This window comes from Singulisphaera photorubra, assembly GCF_045290345.1.
GTDB lineage: Bacteria > Planctomycetota > Planctomycetia > Isosphaerales > Isosphaeraceae > Singulisphaera.
On record NZ_CP155447.1, the window covers coordinates 10,169,944 to 10,187,307 of the forward strand.

At 62.7% G+C, this 17,364-nt stretch carries 10 protein-coding genes; 7 read left to right on the forward strand and 3 right to left on the reverse strand.

Going from position 1 to position 17,364, the window contains the following annotated elements:
- Positions 1-4: 4 nt before the first annotated feature.
- The 3 genes from V5E97_RS38035 to V5E97_RS38045 form a co-directional block, all read right to left on the reverse strand.
- A complete protein-coding gene (locus V5E97_RS38035) occupies positions 5-3,652 on the reverse strand; it encodes a c-type cytochrome domain-containing protein (protein WP_406696755.1) in 3,648 nt (1,215 codons plus the stop codon).
- Positions 3,653-3,704: 52 nt separating this feature from the next.
- Positions 3,705-6,161 (reverse strand): DUF1553 domain-containing protein, encoded by a 2,457-nt coding sequence (locus V5E97_RS38040; protein ID WP_406696756.1) that lies wholly within the window; start codon positions 6,159-6,161, stop codon positions 3,705-3,707.
- A gap of 82 nt (positions 6,162-6,243) precedes the next feature.
- The gene (locus V5E97_RS38045; RefSeq protein WP_406696757.1) at positions 6,244-7,617 is read right to left on the reverse strand and encodes a DUF1501 domain-containing protein; all 1,374 of its coding nucleotides are present in this window, start codon (positions 7,615-7,617) and stop codon (positions 6,244-6,246) included.
- Positions 7,618-8,735: 1,118 nt separating this feature from the next.
- Here V5E97_RS38045 and V5E97_RS38050 point away from each other — a divergent pair.
- The 7 genes from V5E97_RS38050 to V5E97_RS38080 all read left to right on the forward strand — a co-directional run bounded on the left by V5E97_RS38050 (position 8,736) and on the right by V5E97_RS38080 (position 17,337).
- A complete protein-coding gene (locus tag V5E97_RS38050) occupies positions 8,736-10,079 on the forward strand; it encodes an efflux RND transporter periplasmic adaptor subunit (RefSeq protein WP_406696758.1) in 1,344 nt (447 codons plus the stop codon).
- Between the two features lie 249 nt (positions 10,080-10,328).
- A complete protein-coding gene (locus tag V5E97_RS38055; protein ID WP_406696759.1) occupies positions 10,329-10,652 on the forward strand; it encodes a DUF6793 family protein in 324 nt (107 codons plus the stop codon).
- A gap of 301 nt (positions 10,653-10,953) precedes the next feature.
- Positions 10,954-12,240, forward strand: a complete 1,287-nt coding sequence (locus V5E97_RS38060) for a glucose-1-phosphate adenylyltransferase (RefSeq protein ID WP_406696760.1) — start codon at positions 10,954-10,956, stop codon at positions 12,238-12,240.
- A 451-nt stretch (positions 12,241-12,691) separates the two neighbouring features.
- Entirely contained in the window at positions 12,692-13,585 is an 894-nt protein-coding gene (locus V5E97_RS38065) for a serine/threonine protein kinase (RefSeq protein WP_406696761.1), read from the forward strand.
- A 75-nt stretch (positions 13,586-13,660) separates the two neighbouring features.
- Entirely contained in the window at positions 13,661-14,680 is a 1,020-nt protein-coding gene (locus V5E97_RS38070; RefSeq protein WP_406696762.1) for an acetyl-CoA carboxylase carboxyltransferase subunit alpha, read from the forward strand.
- Positions 14,681-14,959: 279 nt separating this feature from the next.
- The gene (locus tag V5E97_RS38075; protein ID WP_406696763.1) at positions 14,960-16,075 is read left to right on the forward strand and encodes a glycosyltransferase family 4 protein; all 1,116 of its coding nucleotides are present in this window, start codon (positions 14,960-14,962) and stop codon (positions 16,073-16,075) included.
- On the forward strand, positions 16,072-17,337 hold the full coding sequence (locus V5E97_RS38080) for a glycosyltransferase family 4 protein (protein ID WP_406696764.1): 1,266 nt from the start codon (positions 16,072-16,074) through the stop codon (positions 17,335-17,337). Before V5E97_RS38075 ends, V5E97_RS38080 begins: the two co-directional genes overlap by 4 nt.
- The last annotated feature ends 27 nt before the right edge of the window (positions 17,338-17,364 follow it).

Consider the following 17,364-nt stretch of genomic DNA (forward strand, 5'->3'; position numbering starts at 1 on the left):
GAGTTTAACGTGGCCTCGGAGTGGAGGAGGCTTGAGACTTCCCGCCGCTGGGGCCGACGATTAAATCAATCGGCGCTGAGCTATGCTCAGTCCCCGCCGCTTCGGCCTTGCCGACTGCAAAGAAAGGCCGCTCGGTCGCACCAGCCCACGGTTCGGCATAGAGGGAAATCGTGCGTTCCGTCTGCGACTCGGGAATCAAAATCCCATTGAGGCCGATGTTCAGAACGCGAACACCCTGGGGCAGGTTGCGGACCTCGATCGGCACTCGTCCCGCGAATTGCGGGGCGCGTTCGACCGACAAGGTCATAGAGACCTCCTGGCCCGGCTGGATCACCACACGTGTCGGCGCGGCCGCGACCCTGAGATTCGGCTTCGGGGTCACGACAATCCAGCCGCCGGCCGGCCCTCCCGGATCGACGACCTGCACCAGGTCGCCCGGCCCCGAGCTTGAGCCTGCGGCCGCCTTCGCATGCCCCGTCACCCGCCAGGTTGGAGGTGAAAAGGCCAACGCGGAGGTCGCGGCCGAGAGGCCGATAGTCGCGGAGAAATCCTCGGGTTCGATGCGCGCGGGGGTTGCGGTCAATCCGGGGGGGAGCCCATCCACCGTCAAATCCACGGCGCCATCGAAACCGTCGAGCCGTGTGATCGTTGCCGTCACGAGGGTCGTTCCCCCGCGCGGAACGCTCGGATTCTCGTCGCTGAGTGAAAGCTGGAACCGTGGATGAGGCTTGCGAACCAGGAGGTGGTACCCGAACGTCTCCCCGCCAAGCCCCCTCACATCCTCGATACGGGCAAGGTAGACGCCGTCGGCCGGCGGGTCGAATGTGAGTCGAGAGTCCTTCGAGGTCTCAGGCCCACCGTCGTCGTTCCGATAGGTCAACGTGACCGGGGCCACCCCTCCCGAGGGAAAGACCGTTCCCGGGGGATGGATCGAAACCTTGTAGATCGGTTGGGAGATCGGATGGTACTCGGGGGTCGTCCCGAGGAACGCAACGCGCTGGTTCCGTTCGTTCCAGAAGGTGCAATCGTCGTCGAGGTTGCGTGGTAACGCTCGGATGCGAGTCAATTCACGGCCAATCAGCACGAAATCACCGACGGCCAGGTTCCCCCAACGCGTTAGCCGGATCCCCGGTTTGCTGGAGTCATGCTCGCGAAAGGCAACTTCGGTCTGGTCCAGGGGCCGAAGCACGGCCCGAGGCACGGGCGTCCCGTTCTGATCCAAAATCTCCAGGGCCGAGTCGATCGAAGTCCCCAGGCGTCGGCCGTAGACCTCGAGGATGAGCCGCTCCCCTTTCTTGGCCTCGAAGCGAAAGTGGTCGACATCGCCGGCCCGTTCGATCCGGCCCGACATCCCGCCGGGCACCGCAACAGGCTCAGCGCGATCGGCGCGGTCGTTCTCCGCCGACTCGAGTCCCTGCCGGCCTTCGCCGACCACAACAGGCCGTCGGTTGATCGGACTCCTCCCATCAGGGAGCACAACCGCGACCGCGGGCATCGAGCCAGGCTCGGCATTGGCCTCGGTGACCATCGAAACCGTCGAAACTCCCTGCAAGTTCGTCCCCTGCACCTGGATCGACGCGCGCTGCCCGCGCTCGACTCCCAGCGGGAAGAGATCCGTGAGGTAGGGCAGACGACCGACCCCGATCCGATAAAAGTGGCCCGGCGTCCCCGCATAGTCGGTGTCGGTCACCGTCAAGGTGACGTGGCCGTCGCGGGGAATCGAGACGCTCAACTGGGGATCCTCCGCGCCATCGGCGAAGGCCGATTCCCCCAGGATGTGCCCCGCGTCATCCTCCAGGGTCAAGCGTCCCAGGAGCGGCGACCCCAGAGATTTGGCCTGCGACTCGATAACAAGCTGATCGCCGGCCTTGGCCTCGAACCGGAATCGATCCAGGTCACCCGGTCGTTCGATCACGCCCGTCAAGGTCGCCGGGAGCGAGAACGTTCTGGCCCCGAGCGCCTCGTCCTTGGGGTCGAGCTCCGCGACATCAGGAGTTGCCGAGATCATCAATGACTGAAACGCAGGAACCCCCAGCGGGGTGATCACGCCCAGGCTGTGGAGTCCCACCCGCGCATCGGCCGCGACGACAAGGTCGACCTCCAGCCGGTTCGGATCAGGTTTCGGTGATCGGACAATCATGCCGGTCAAACCGGGCTCGGCGAAAACGATCGACGTGGCCGTGCCGACTCCATTGCCCGTTAAGACCAACTTGAGGCTCGCCCCGCGAACGGCACTCCGGGGACTGGGCGGGTTGAGCGTGGCGTTACGAACCAAGGGCGGCTTGACCGGCGCATCGGCCACCGCGGGCTGGTTCATCGTCACGATCAGCTTCCCGGTCTCCGATTCATAAACCGCGAGCGAACCGTTGAATCGCCCGACCGCAACCCGAAGTCCGTCGGGGCTCAACGCGAGTCCTTGAGGCCAATCCACCTGCACACTCAACGCTTGCCTGGTCTTCAAGGCCGGGAGATCCCAGAGCTTGACTCCGCGATCCTCGCCGCTGGAAACCAGGGTCTTACCGTTGGCCGAGACGACCAGCCGCAGGATCGCGGCGTCATGAGCGAAGACCGAGTCGGCCAGGGACGCATCCTGCCCCGAGACGCGCCAACGGTGGATCGACCGATCCACGCCTCCCGCCAGGACCGTATCCCCGCCCTTCCCGAAAGTCACCGCATAGAGCTCGGCGGTCGCGTCCGAGAGCGTCTTGAGCCGACGGCCCGAGGCCGTCTCCCAGAGCTTGACCGTCCGATCGGCGCCAGCCGATGCCAGCATTGCGCCAGAAGGGGCAAAAGCCACGGAATAGACCGAGTCGGTGTGATCCTTGAGCGTGCGAAGTTCTTTGCCTTCGAGCAAGTCCCAGAGCTTGATCTCCCGGTCGTAGGATGCGGTCGCCAGAAGCTTGCCATCCGGGGAAATCGCCGCACCCAGGATCGAGTCCTTATGCCCTTGGATCTCGTGCCGCTTCGCCCTGGTCGCAAGGTCCCAGACCGTGATGCCGCCAAAGATCCCGGGACGCCCTCCCACCGCCACCAGCGTCCGCCCGTCCGGACTGATCTGAACCGATGTCAGTGGCCCCGGGTGTCCCGAGAGCGTCGCTTCGAGCTTTCCCGCCTCGGCCCCGAACAAGAGCACGTTTCGCCCGGCCGCCCCCGCCAGCCACTTGCCGTCGGGGGAGTAGGCGAGTGAAGTGAGCGCCTCGGCGACCGGTGCCGCGAGCGCGACGTTCGGGAGTCCGCGGAGGGGATCGACCAGTGAAGCGATCGGCGTCTCGGATTCCGATGGTCCGTCGAACTTGGCTCCCTGCTCAACCCAGCGTTCCAGCGTCTGAATCTGGGCGGCACTCAGCGGGGGTTGCTTATACGGCATCCGAGGGGCTGCGCCCGCACGGATCAGTTCGATCAACTGGCTGGACTCGGGATCACCGGGTTCCAGAATCAACTCGCCGCCCGACTCGCCCCCTTTCTTGAGCAAGGCGAAGGTGGCCATGTTCAGACCCCCTTCCGGCTTCTTCGCGTTATGGCATCCCAGGCACGACTTGACCAGGATCGGCGCAACCTGCTCTCGAAAGCTGACCGGTCCGGTCGCCTCGCCACCACTTGCCGTGACGGCTTGCGGCAGGAGGAGAAGCAAGGAGAAGAAGCGGCGGCCCATGGTCACCTCGGCGAAGGTCGGTCGACTCGTCCCCTTGCGATCGGAACGTGTCTCAGTGGTTGAACAGGAATTCATTGCCCGTCAAGGTGGCCCAGTACAGGTCTTCGATCGCCTGCCGTCTTGCCGTCGCAATCTCCTTGTGGTCGGACAGCCCCGCAACGGCCTCCTGCAAGATCGTCGTGATACGCCGCCGTTCGCGTTCGGTAGGCTGTCGGGTCAGGGCGGCCCGGAAGAGACTGGTGATGATTTCGTCGTCACTGGCCTGGGCGGCGAGCGCCTTCGAGATTGCGCTGGTCTCGGTACGGAGCTTCTCATTGATCGTCGTCCCGTTGGCCAGGTGCAGGGCCTGCGACATGGACGGCTCCGAGGAGCGTTCACAAGAGCAAGTATTCAGTCGTTCCGGCCGGCCGAACGAGCTCAGGAACGTGCTCTGGATCTTGGTGTCGGGCAGTTGCAAACTCCGCCAGCCCGCGGGGTAGCCCGGAAATGGAGTTGGCACCTCGGCCACCCGGGCGATCGCGTCGAGGATGACTTCCGCAGGGAGCCGCTTGACTGGGTAGTGACTCAGGTATTTCGGATCCGCCACGTGGCCGGGGACCGGCACGCTGGACCGAGCATAAGCGGCCGAGCTCATAATGATCCGGATCAGATGCTTGACGTCGTACTTGTGAGCGAGGAAATCGGCGACGAGCCAGTCCATTAAGAGTTCGTCGCTGGCGGGATTGGTCGCGCGAAGGTCATCTTCGGGGTCAATCAGGCCGCGCCCGAAGAAAGACCGCCAGACCCGGTTGACGATCGCACGGGCGAAGTAGGGATTGTCCGCCTGCGCGAGCCAATCTGCGAACGCCTCGCGCCGATCTCCTCGCCAATCCAAAGGGAGGGGCCGGCCGTCGAGAGGGCGGGGGGGCATCGCCACCCCGGATCTTGGGTGCCGGGTCTCCCCTTCAGGGGAAGCCATGACCACCACGTCACCAACGGCCCCGCCATCTTTGAGTTGAACTCGAGAGAAGAGACTCGCGACGCCGTAGTACTGGTCCTGGGTCCACTTTTCCATCGGGTGGTTGTGACAGCGGGCGCACGTGAGCGACATCCCGAGGAACGCCATGCTCGAATTTTCGGTCAGATCGATCGGATCGCGGTGAAGCGCGAAGTAATTCGCCGCGCCATTGTTGAGGCTGCTTCCCTTGGCCGTCACGATCGAGCGGGCGAATTGATCCCACGGGACGTTGTCGGCCACGCTCTTGCGAACGAACCGATAAAACGACCACATCGCCGGCGACGGCAGCGTGTTCGAGGAGACCAGCAGCAGGTCGGACCACTTGTAGGCCCAATAGTCGACGAACTCAGGGCTGGCCAGAAGTCGATCGATCAGCCGATCGCGCTTCTTCGGGTCGGTGTCGGCAAGAAATGCCTCAACCTGCTCAGCCGGAGGCAAGGTACCCGTAGCGTCGAGCGTGGCCCGGCGCAAAAAGGCAGCATCACCGGCATCAGGGGAGGGGGGGATGTTCAGAGTTTTGAGCTTCGCCAGGTTCTTCTCGTCGATCGGATTGCGGCGAGGGGCCGCCGTAAAGACCAACGGATCGAGCTTTGCGGCGAAGGGAGACGTAACCGTGGTGCGCTGAACCCGGCTGGCGTACCAGACCGTGATGGCCGCTTCGCCATGCCCCTCGACCTTGACTCGGCCCTGCTCATCCACCTTGGCCACAGTATCATCGGTACTGGCAAACTTGGCCCAGCGCGTAACGTCCTCGACCTGTCCGTCGGAGAAAAGGGCCTGGACCAGGACCTGCTGGGTCTGGGCCGGCTTGAGGACAACCGACTCGGGCACCACCGAGAGGGAGACGATCGTGGGATCATTCGGGCTTGGCTTCGGGGTCCCCGCCGCGATCCACTCGGAGATCACCTGATACTCGAGCGAGTCCGTCGCAAACTTGACCCCACCGCCATGCTCGACAGCCCCGGTCGGCTTGAGTAGGAGGAGGCTCTCCGCGGGAGCGGTCTTGACGATTCGACGCCCCATGGCCTGACGGGTCAAGACGTCGAAATCGATCTCGGGCCCATAGCCCCGCAACGTCAGCCGGAATCCGTTCTTCCCCGCCGCCGCGCCATGACAGGCACCCGAGTTACAGCCCGCCTTGGTCAGAACCGACAAGACATGGTTCTGAAAGCTCCAGCGCGTCGGGCGCTCCAGGTTCTCGACCGAGACGTTCGCACGGGCGACCTGACCGTCAACGGTGGCCACGATCTCGGTCATGCCATTGCCGACCGGAGTGACGGTGCCATCGGCCGAAACGGAGGCCACATTGGGATCGCCCACTTGGAACCGGGCCTCGCCGGTCCGGTCCCCAACAAAGGCTTGCCCGTCGCGGGCCTCGACCAAGAATCGCTGACGGGCTTTGGGGCCGTCCAGCCGAGCAACACCGGGCAAGAGCTGGATCTCGGCCCCGATCGCGGCCGAGACGCTCCCGCTGAGTACAAGGAGCGCGGTCCAAAGGCGGCGACTTTGCATCGCGTGTGGGCCTCGATCAGGGGCTTCGTTCGTACGTTTTCAAGGCGGGACGAGGGACGATTTCGCCGGACCTCGCATCGGATCAGAAAAGCTCGTTAATCGGTTCAACGCCGTGGTCGACGACCCGCAACGGGCGGCCTTGCGGCCCCGGCAGCTCCGTATCCAGACTGATCCCAAGCCCTTGGTAGACCGTCGCGGCCACCTCGGCCGGCGTGACCGGGCGATCCTTGGGGGAATAACCGATCTCGTCCGACGACCCGATGGCTTGCCCCCCCTTGAACGGTCCTCCCGCGAACACAGAGGTCCAGCAGGCAGGGTGGTGGTCGCGACCTCCCGCCGGGTTCACCTTGGGGGTTCGGCCGAATTCACCGAACGCCAGGATCATGGTGTTGTCGAGCATCCCTCGCTTCGAGAGGTCACCGAGCAAGGCCGTGAACGCATTATCGAAGTTCGGGCCGACCTCGTTCTTGTAGCAGTCGATCGGGCTGAACGGAGCCGAGCCGTGAATGTCCCACGTGATCTCGTTGAAGACCGTTTCAAACATGTTGACCGTGACGAACCGGACCCCGCGCTCCACTAGCCTACGCGCCAGCAGGCAACTCTGGCCGAACCGGGTCCGCCCGTACCGGTCGCGGAGCTCGTCAGGCTCGGACTGCAAGTTGAACGCCTCGCGAGCGGCCGGACTCGACGTGAGTTTGTACGCCCCCTCGAAGTTGGCATCGAGCAAGCGAGCGTCGGCCGAGGCCTCGAACGAACCGACCGCGCCATCGATCGCGGAGCGGAGCGACCGCCGGCGTGCCTCGCGGACCGCCGTGACGTAGTCGGGCGGAAGCAGGTCGGGCACCTTGAATGCCTTGTCGTTGGGATCGGCATTCAGAACGAAGGGGTCAAAAGTCTTCCCGAGGTAGCCAGCGCTCTGGCCGTGGGGCATGTTCCCGCCGGTCGGACCAATAGGTCGGGGCAGAAGCACGTGAGCCGGCGTGTCGCCATTCGGCCCCTTCAGTTTGGCCAGAGCACTGCCAAAGTGAGGGTGCTCGATCCCCCCACTGAACAGACGCCCTGTCTGCATCATCTGGTGACCGACGTCGTGAACGGCCGCCGCCGTGTGGTTGACCGAACGGACCAGGGCGACTTTATCCATCATCCGGGCCATCCGAGGAAAGATTTCGGAGACCCAGAGCCCGGGAACGTTCGTCTCGATCGGGCGGAACGGACCGCGGATTTCTTCCGGGGCGTCGGGCTTCATATCCCAGGTGTCGAGCTGCGATGGCCCCCCCACGAGGAACAGGAGGATGCAATTCATGTCCCGCGACTTCGTCACCGCGCCGCGTGCCTCAAGGGCTTGCAAGCCCGGCAGGCCGAGCCCGAGGCAGGCGAGTGAGCCGGCGTGAAGGAAATCACGGCGCGACAAGCCATCGCAAAACCGCACCGACTTGTCGGCATCGACGCGAATCATGCGGAAACCCTCGGTAGGAAGATCGAGCAACGAGGTCACTTTGTTCTCAGAGAATGTGTCAATGCTATCCACTTGAAACCCGACGGTCAAACCACCAGATAGGGTCGCCTCCCCCAATCACAGCTTTCCAGTAATCGACCCCCGTCGGTCCTCTCGACCGCACTGAGCCCACGTCCCACTCGTAGTCAATAGCAGGCCGGGAATCGTGCCCTTCTCGAGACGATTTCTTATTCACGGATCCAGAACAATCGCGTAGGATTGGTGTTTAGTCAACCTACCGAAGGCTTTCCACTTGAATCGAGTCCATTGAACCGTGGTCAATTCTCGTCGTGAATTGCGCAGCGCCACACTCGGGTTGGCCCTTCTCATGGCCTTCCCGTGGCAGCTTGCGCTCTCGGCGATGGAAAACGCGACGCAAACGATCGCAATCGGCTCGCAAGTGAGGCTGGACGCAGCGAGTCATCACCTCCAGATGTCTGGTGCTGCTTCCGACCGAACGCCCCTGGATTGCCTGACGTTTTCCACAGTGGTTGGCGAGGTAGAGCAAGAAGGCAACGACAGCTGCGCCGTCGCCTTCGATATGGCTGCATTTCCGGCCCATGGCTTCTCCATCTCCCTGGAGTCGGCGGCCGTCCCCACGATGATCTCGGTCGAACGATCCTCCCCGCTGCTTGCGCAACGAATCTGCTTGCGCTGTTGATTGCGCCTCTCATTTCTCTCCGGCGATGAGACGGCCCCATGGAATCCGTCGCACGCTCGGCCGTCACTCCCTAAAACCAGCTCCACTCGTCGGCACGCACGCCGTGAGTTTGAAAGCGCGACAAAACGTCATCCCTCTGCCGAATGAGGACGACGCGCCCATGGCACTTTCCATCGTGTCGCAGACCTGTTCCGATCGGATCATCCCTGCTCCTCGGGGGCTTTCCTCGAGGCGCGGTCGATCCGTCGATCACTCGCAAACGGTTTCGAACGGGCCTCACAACATCGAGTCCGTCTCGACGTGAGGAGCGGCGATTCGAAGCCTGGAATGACGCCCTGACTCATCGGCCAATCCCAATTTTTTGATCGATTGATCCCGGCCCTGAACCTGGGGGTCGGAGCGCTGGAGACCGACCTCAATGTATTGGAAATCGACGATCGCGCTCGTGGCATTCGCCGGAGTGGGGGGAGCGATTTATCTGAGCGGCGTATCCAAGGCTTACGTCAAAGGAGCCTTAAAGCATGTGGAACATGTCATCGCCCCTTCGGAATCATCGGCCCCCAAGGCCGACCTTGTCAAAGTGGATGCAAGTCGTCCCTGGAACCAGGAGGTCAAGCTGACGGCCGAGGAGGAGCAGTCGCTCGGCATCAGCGTCGCCACCGTTTCGGCACAGACGAATCCGATCCAACTCGAACTAACCGGGCGAACTGCCTACGACCCCGACACCCTCACCAAGATCCGCCCCCGTTTCGATACCCTCGTCGAGCAAGTCCACGCCTCCCTGGGGCAGACCGTGAAAAAGGGGGAGCCGCTGGTCGAGCTCCATAGCACGGAACTCGCCGCCGCCAAGAGCGACTTTCAAGAAAAATATGTTCAGTGGCAACATGACCTGAAACTTTTCAACCTGAGGCAGGAGCTGGTCAAGACGGGCGCGATCTCGAAGCAGCTCTGGGTCGACACCATCAACGATGAGAAAAAGACCCGGCTCGAATACACGCTCGCCCGCGACCGGCTCCAGATTCTCAAAGTGCCCGACGAAGAAATTGAGCCACTTCTCGGCCCCCTTCGCGACGTCGACACGAAGGTGGACGCTAAGCCCACCGGAACCCAGTTCGGCAATATCGAGAGCAAGGCGAAGATGACGCTGGTCTCGCCGGTCGACGGCATCGTGATCGAGCGTGAGGTCGTTCCGCAGAACTTCTACGAGACCTCGACCGTGCTCATGGTCATTGCTCCGCTCGACCATCTCTGGGTGCTAGTGAACGTCTACGAGCTCGACCAGGACAAGGTGAAAGTGGGTCAGACCCTGGAGATTCAGTTCCCCTTCCTGGCGGAGAAAATCGAAGGCAAGGTGCAATACGTCGCCAACGAAGTCTCCAAGGAAACGCGTGCGGTCAAGATTCGGGCGTCGATCCCGAACCCTGGAGCCCGGCTGAAGTCTGACATGCTGGTCAAAGCGATCCTCGACATTCCGCCCAAAGCGGGACAGACCAGCATCCCTCGTCTGGCGATGGTCTCATCCAATGGCAAAGACTACGTCTTCGTCCGCAAGCCGAGCGAGTCGATCGAGCCGGACTCCAAGAACCACACGGTCGACCGATTCGAGCGACGAATGATCGAGGTCGCTCAGGAGAACCACGACAAGGTCATCGTCTCCCGCGGCCTTGAGGCGGGGGAGCAAATCGTCACCCTCGGCAGCCTCATCCTCGCGCAGCTCTACGACGATGCCCTGACCGTGGCCACGGGCACGTCCGAGAAGTGAAGCAAAACAAGCGAGGCGGTTCGCGTGCCCTAAATTCATGACCGCCCTCGACGGACCCCGGTTCCCGCGGTCGAACCATCCTCCCGACCGCGGGAACCGACTGGCACAATCCACTCATCAAGGAAGATTGGCGGCAGCCAGGCATTTGACCCGACCTTATCAGAGGTGTACCATCCCCTTTAGGAGCCGCACTCCAATCACAGGTGCGCATGGCCCCTGGCTCACTCACTTCCAGAAAGGGGTTCGATCATGCCCTTGTACGAGGTGGAAACCACATCACACATCATGATTGCATGCGTTGACGACGAGGTCTCCGCGAGGGGCTTCGCCAACGCCAATTATCCGAGCGAGGAGGTTCTGCGGGTCAGCCATCGTCCGCGTGACGCCTGGGTGATCTCGAAGAACCTGCTGGGCTTGAAGGGGGCACTCGACCCCTGTACCACGGCTCGAGATTGTCTTGCCAAGGCACAAGGAGATAAACTCCACGCCGTTCGCCTCTACATGCAGCAGACGGGTAGCGACCTCGACGGCGCTCGCAAGGCGATCGAGTCGAACATGGCCACCGGCTGGTAAATTCCGAACCTGACCGGCCAGTTAACCACAAGACCGGGTGAGCGTGCGTCACCCGTCCTGGGCCTGGCCGGACCTGCTTGAAGTCGCTCCGAAACGTCGTTGACTTCAGCTCCTGACAGGGAGGTGGAATTGTCGCCGAGCCGGCGAATCACGGTGGCTCGAGGACAGTTCGCCTCTCTTTCTTTTTTTGTGTCACACTTCGGCTATTTGAGTTGCACTCCAGTTCGCATCGAACGCGTCGGCACGGATTGAAATCCGGGTCGGGCCGTTCGCTCACCTCATCTTCGGTCGGGGAAAGAACATGAGCCGGGTGATTTGTCTGATCCTGGGAGGAGGGCGGGGGACTCGGCTCTATCCGCTCACGAAATCGCGGAGCAAGCCCGCCGTGCCCATCGCGGGCAAGTACCGCCTTATCGACATCCCGATTTCGAATTGCATTCACTCCGGGCTGAACGAGATCTTCGTCCTGACCCAGTTCAACTCGGTGAGCTTGCATCGCCATATCTCCAACACCTACAAATTCGACCCGTTCGGCGGCGGAATGGTCGAGGTGCTGGCGGCCCAGCAAACGATGCAGCACGAAACCTGGTATCAGGGAACGGCCGACGCGGTCAGGCGCAACATTCCCTACTTCACCGAGAATCGTTACGACCTGGTGCTCATCCTTTCCGGAGACCAGCTTTATCGCATGGATTTCCAGGATATGATTCGCACCCACCTGGAAAACAAGGCGGAAGTCACGATCGCCGCGCTTCCGGTGCCCGAAGAAGAGGCCAAGTCGTGCGGCGTCATGCGGATCGACGCCTCAGGGCGCGTGACCGACTTCGAGGAAAAGCCAAAGACGCCGGAGAAACTCGAGCGGATCCGGACCTCTCCCGACTGGCTCGAGCGACTCGGCATCAAGTCGCACGGACGATCCTACCTGGCGAGCATGGGGATCTACCTGTTCAATCGGGCCACCTTGGTCCAGATGCTCGCCGCGGGTGATGCCACCGACTTCGGCAAAGAACTCTTTCCGCAGGCAATCGAATCGCACCGGGTCCAGACCCACCTCTTCGACGGCTACTGGGAAGACATTGGGACCGTGGGCGCCTTCCACAAGGCGAACATCGACCTGACGAGCGACAATCCGCCGTTCGACTTCACGTTTGGCGATCACCCTATCTTCACCCGGCCGAGATATCTGCCTTGTTCGAGGCTCTCGGGAGTGACCGTGAACAACAGCCTGATCTCCGATGGCTGCGTGATCGGCCGAGGGTCAGTGATCGAGAATTCCGTGATCGGAGTTCGCGCTCAGATTGCCGAGAACGTCACGATTCGCAACACCTACATCATGGGCGCGGACAGCTACGAGCAGAGCAGGCACCTGGAAGACAACGCACGCGCCAACCGCCCCGGTGTCGGCGTGGGCGCGGACTCGATCATCGAAAATGCCATTATCGACAAGAACGCGCGGATCGGCCGCGGCGTGCGGATCCGCAACGAGGCCGGCGTGATCGACTCCGACGCCGCGCCCCACTACGTGATCCGCGATAAGATCGTGGTGATCCCCAAGTACACGATCCTCCAAGATCGGCTGGTGATCTGACGCTCGTTTCGCTCCCCTTTTTTTTCCTGCTGGGTCGCTCCCGGTCGGCGGGTCGACCGGGCACCGGGACGATCCTCAGTCTGATTTCGGTTCCCAGAGCGAGCGAGGAGTGTCCCTTCCCTCTCCTTTCCCATTCAGATTGGAAGCCCAAGAGGGGAGCGCACACTCCCCTCTCGCTTCTGGAACGACGCCCAAACGCAGGCCAGCCGGAAGCACGCTGGACCAGGCCCGCGCATCCGGTCGGTTTCCCACGGAGACTGACTCTGGAGAAGGATGAGACCGCCCCGAACACGGTCCATCGCCAAGAATAGCGATGGACCGGTTCTGGCCGAAGTTGTCGTCGGCGCACGCTTTTGATAAACTTCCGTCTGATAGATCGCAACGAGCAAGCGGCGCGGGCAGCCCGTACGTCTCGCGCACTTCCGAGTTTCCGCGAGGGGAAGGACGAACTGTGTCGGCGGATACCAATATCGCCGGTAGCGAGAAGATCGGTGGTTTCCGCTTGGTCCGTACGCTCCACCCCGGCGCAACTTCGGTTGTCGTCGAGGTCATCCAGGAGTCGACTGGGAAGCGATTCGCGCTGAAACTTCTTCTCGAGTCCCGGGCCGAGGATTCGGCAGAGCGGAAGTCGTTCGAATTCGAGGCCAAGTTGGGGATGCAGATGCGCCATCCCAACTTGATCCACGTCCATGAGTATTTCCGGGATCCGGTCCAGCCCTACTTTGTCATGGACCACTTCCCGTCGTTTCACCTCAAGCTGCCGATCGCACGCCCCTCGGTTTACCCGATGCCGACGGCGCAGCTTCATCGGATTATTACGCAGGCAGCGACCGGCTTGCTCTTCTTTCACCAGAAGGGCTGGGTTCATCGGGACATCAAGCCCGAGAATATCTTGGTGAACAAGTCGGGGGAGACCCGAGTCATCGACTACGCCCTGGCGTTGAAGCCGTTCGGCGCCCTTCGCAAAATGCTTGGCAGCAAGCCACCGAGGCAGGGGACTCCTAGCTACATGGCCCCCGAGCAAATTCGGTGCGAGCCGCCGACTCCGTCGGCCGATATTTACAGCTTCGGGGTCACCTGCTATGAAATCACTTGCGGACGGCCGCCGTTCCGTGCGAACTCGACCTCGGAACTTTTGAATAAGCATCTGAGTGATCGCCCGCTCCCGCTCACGGCACACAACAAGGCCATCACTCCCGAGTTCAACGACCTCGTGCTGTCGATGCTCCAGAAGCGGACGACCGATCGCTTGGCGGATTTAGAAGAGTTTCTGAGTCGATTCCGGCGGACCCGAATCTTTCAGGACGACCCCGCCCCCGCGGCGAATAGTGGCTTCTCGATGTGAGTCGGTTGGGCCGATCGCGGCCTGGTTTGATTTGTCGGATGAGACTTGATCGATCGCTGAAGGACGTTTCTGCCAATGGCCAGCCCAAGCGAGTACCGGCTCCCGTTCGAGGCGCAGATCTATGAAATGGAAGCGCGCCTGGCCGAGATGGAGGTCGGCTACTCAAAGAATCGAACCGGAGTGGACTCCTCGGCGATCGCCGAGCAGATCCGCCGTCTCCGTCGCGAACTGGCGAATCTGAAGCGAACGATTTACGCCAACCTCGAAGCCTGGCAGACCGTGCAAGTCTCACGGCTCCCCAGCCGGCCGCAGACGCGCGACTACATCGACCTGATCTTCGATCAGTTCGTCGAGTTGCACGGCGACCGCGCCATGGGCGATGACAAGGCGATCGTCACCGGCCTGGCCCACCTGGGCGAGACCAAGGTGATGTTCATCGGGCATCAGAAGGGGAAGAATCTCCTCGAGCGGACGGCCTGCAACTTCGGCTGCGCCCATCCCGAAGGATATCGCAAGGCCTTGGTGAAGATGAGGATGGCCGCCAAGTACGGGCTGCCGATCATCACCTTCATCGATACCCCAGGCGCCTACCCCGGGATCGCCGCGGAAGAGCGCGGTCAGGCCGCCATCATCGCCGAGAATCTCATGGTGATGAGCCAGCTCGATACCCCGATTGTGTGCGTCGTGATCGGCGAGGGCGGGTCGGGTGGAGCGCTCGGGATCGGGATCGGCGACCGGCTGGCAATGCTCGAACACGCCTATTACTCGGTCATCAGCCCCGAAGGCTGCGCCACCATCCTCTGGAAGTCGAACGAACATGCCCCGCGTGCCGCCGAGGCGCTGAAGATGACCAGCCGCGACTTGCTCCGGCTCGGGATCATCGACGACGCCATCGCCGAGCCACTCGGGGGAGCCCACCGTGACCATCGCGAGGCCGCCGCGAATCTGAAGTCCTTCCTGATTCGTTCGCTCCGCGAAGTGTCCGAGCTGCCCCGCTCGGAACTGCTCCAGCGCCGCTACGACAAGTTCCGCCGGATGGGCGTTTTCAACGAGGGGGGAGTCGAGCTCAACGGCCTTCCCGAGTCCCTCTCCTGAGGGACCGGCTCGCCCCTATTCCCGAGTTCTCAACCGGTCCACCGCTCCGGTGGGCTGGTTGCCGTGCGCTTGACTTGACCATGTTGCCTGCCCGCAGACCCGCACCTGGCCGGTTCGACCGGCCTTGACCCCTCGGCCCACCTCTGTTAGAAATCCCGCCAACCTCCTCGACGCCCTCCTTTCGAGACCACACCGGATCACCCCGACACAAGTGTCGCGGGCGCAACCAATGCGCCTGGTTCACGCATTTAGACGGTCGCTCCGAGGATGAGGTGGACCATGAGCCTGAGGAAGATCGCTTATCTGACTCCGCTCTATTTCGACGAGCAGTCGTGCCTGGGGGGAGGGGAACGATACCCTCTGAACCTCGCCACCGGCATTGTCGAAGCCTCGGGCGGAACGTGTGCTGTCGAGCTGATTTCTTACGGCGAGAAGTCAGAGCGGAGAACAATGCGACCCGGGGTGACGCTCCGGGTCCTCCAAATTGCCAATCGACCCGGCGATCGGACGAACGTCGCCTCGTGGGAACTTCCCGACGCGCTTGCCGACGCCGATCTCGTCCACATCCACTCCCCGTTCACAAGGTCGAGCGAACTCGGCATCCTGGCCGCGAAGCAGCAGCACAAACCGCTCTGCATGACCGATCATGGCGGCACGGCGAGCACGATCGGCCTGAACCTGGGGAGCCTCGAGCTCGCCGATCGGGTCATCGCCTACTCCGACTTCGGCGCCTCGCTCTACTGGACCAAAACCCCGATCGCGATCGTCAAGGGAGGCGTCGACGCCTCCACCTTCTCGCCGGCGCCCCACCCAACCGATCGGGATCGCGTGCTCTATGTGGGACGCCTGCTCCCCCACAAGGGCATCGATCAACTGATCAGGGCCCTTCCCCCGGGACTTCGGCTGACGGTCTGCGGCCGCCCCACCCACAAGGACTACGCCTGGCTGATCTCCAACCTCGCGATTGAACAGGGCAAAGAGGTGGAGTTCGTCACGGACGCCGACGATGCGACCATCCGCGCACTTTATCACCGGTCCTGGGTCACCGTCCTCCCATCCGTCTACCAGGATTGCTTCGGCGGAAATCACGTCGCTCCCGAATTGATGGGGCTGACGCTCCTGGAGTCGATGGCGTCCGGCACACCCGCCATTTGCTCACGGGTCGGCGCGATGCCCGAGTTCATCCACGAGGGGGAGACCGGGTTCGTGTACGATCAACTCGATCAGTTGACCGAACGGTTGCTCCGGCTCTCGCAAGACCCGGCTCTCGTCGAGCGGATGGGTCGCCGTGGACGCGAGGTCGTCCTGGAAGCGTTCGACCTCCGGGTCGCGGGCCGGAAGATGTTTGCCATCTATGAAGAGATGGTCACAAAGTACCGGGAGGCGGCCGCTTGAAAATCCTGGCGCTCAGCAATCTCTACCCTCCCGACTTCATCGGCGGCTACGAGCTTGCGTGCGCCGACGTCGTCGACGCACTCCGCGACCGCGGGCATGATGTCCGAGTCCTGACCGCCGCCCCTCGGCTTCCGGTCGGATCGCCGGCTCACGTGCTTCGCCGCTTCAAGTTGATCGACGAGTGGTCGGAGAATGGCATGGGGACGAGCCCCTTCGCCTTTCGTCGCGACGAGGCCGAGTCGAGACTCGTCAGCGCCTACAACGTTCACGCGCTGACCACCGTGCTCGAGGAGTTTCAACCCGACGTCGTCTACGTCTGTGCCATTACCGGGCTCGGTGGGTTCGGCCTGATGGCCTGCCTCCAGTTCCTCGATATCCCCTGGGTCTGGCAGCTCGGCGATCGGGTCCCGCACCATCTCTGCAGTACCAGGCAGCGCGTGATCCCTGGGCTGGCCGAAGCCTTCTCCCAGCATATTCGCGGCCATTACATCGTGGTCAGCGACCAGTTGCGTCGTGAGATCGAGGTCGGCGGGATCCGGCTCCAGGGACATGTGGAGACCATCCCCAACTGGATCACCGGGACCAGTGGGGCAACCCATCGTGGTTTCTATCGCGGCGGGCACCTTCGCATCATGACCGCCGGTCAGGTTGCGAGATGGAAAGGGACCGATGTTTTGATCGAAGCGGCGGCCCGGCTCCGCGACTCCGGTCACGACGACTTCTCGGTCCACATCTACGGCAAGGTCCATCAGCCCGACCTCCCCTCGTTGATCCATTCACTCCACCTCGCGAATCATGTGATCCTCCAGGGGGTGCTCCCGCACTCGCTCTTGCTCGAGGCCTATCGCGACTACGACCTGTTCGCCTTTCCCACCCTCGAGCGCGAACCGTTCGGACTCGTCCCGCTCGAGGCGGTCGCTCGCGGCTGCGTGCCGATCATCTCCCGACGTTGCGGGATCGCGGAATGGCTCGTTCATGGGGTTCATTGCTTGAAGGCCGAACGGACGCCGGAAGCGTTCGCCCGCGTCTTCGCCGAGGTCATCGAGCAGCGAATCGACCTTCAACCGCTCGCCCGCCGAGGCGCGACAGCCGCCTGGCGTGACTTTCATCTCGACGCCATCCTGCCCCGGATCGAGCGGCTCTTGGTTCGCGCCGCGGGCCAAGCCAAGGGGATCGCCGGCTCCTCCCACGATGCCTATCGCCTGGCCCGAATGGCCGAGCAGCTCACCGCCTCGCTCCTAGAAGAGGCGATCGCCGCCTGAATGGATTCTCCTCGTCCGAGGCTTGCC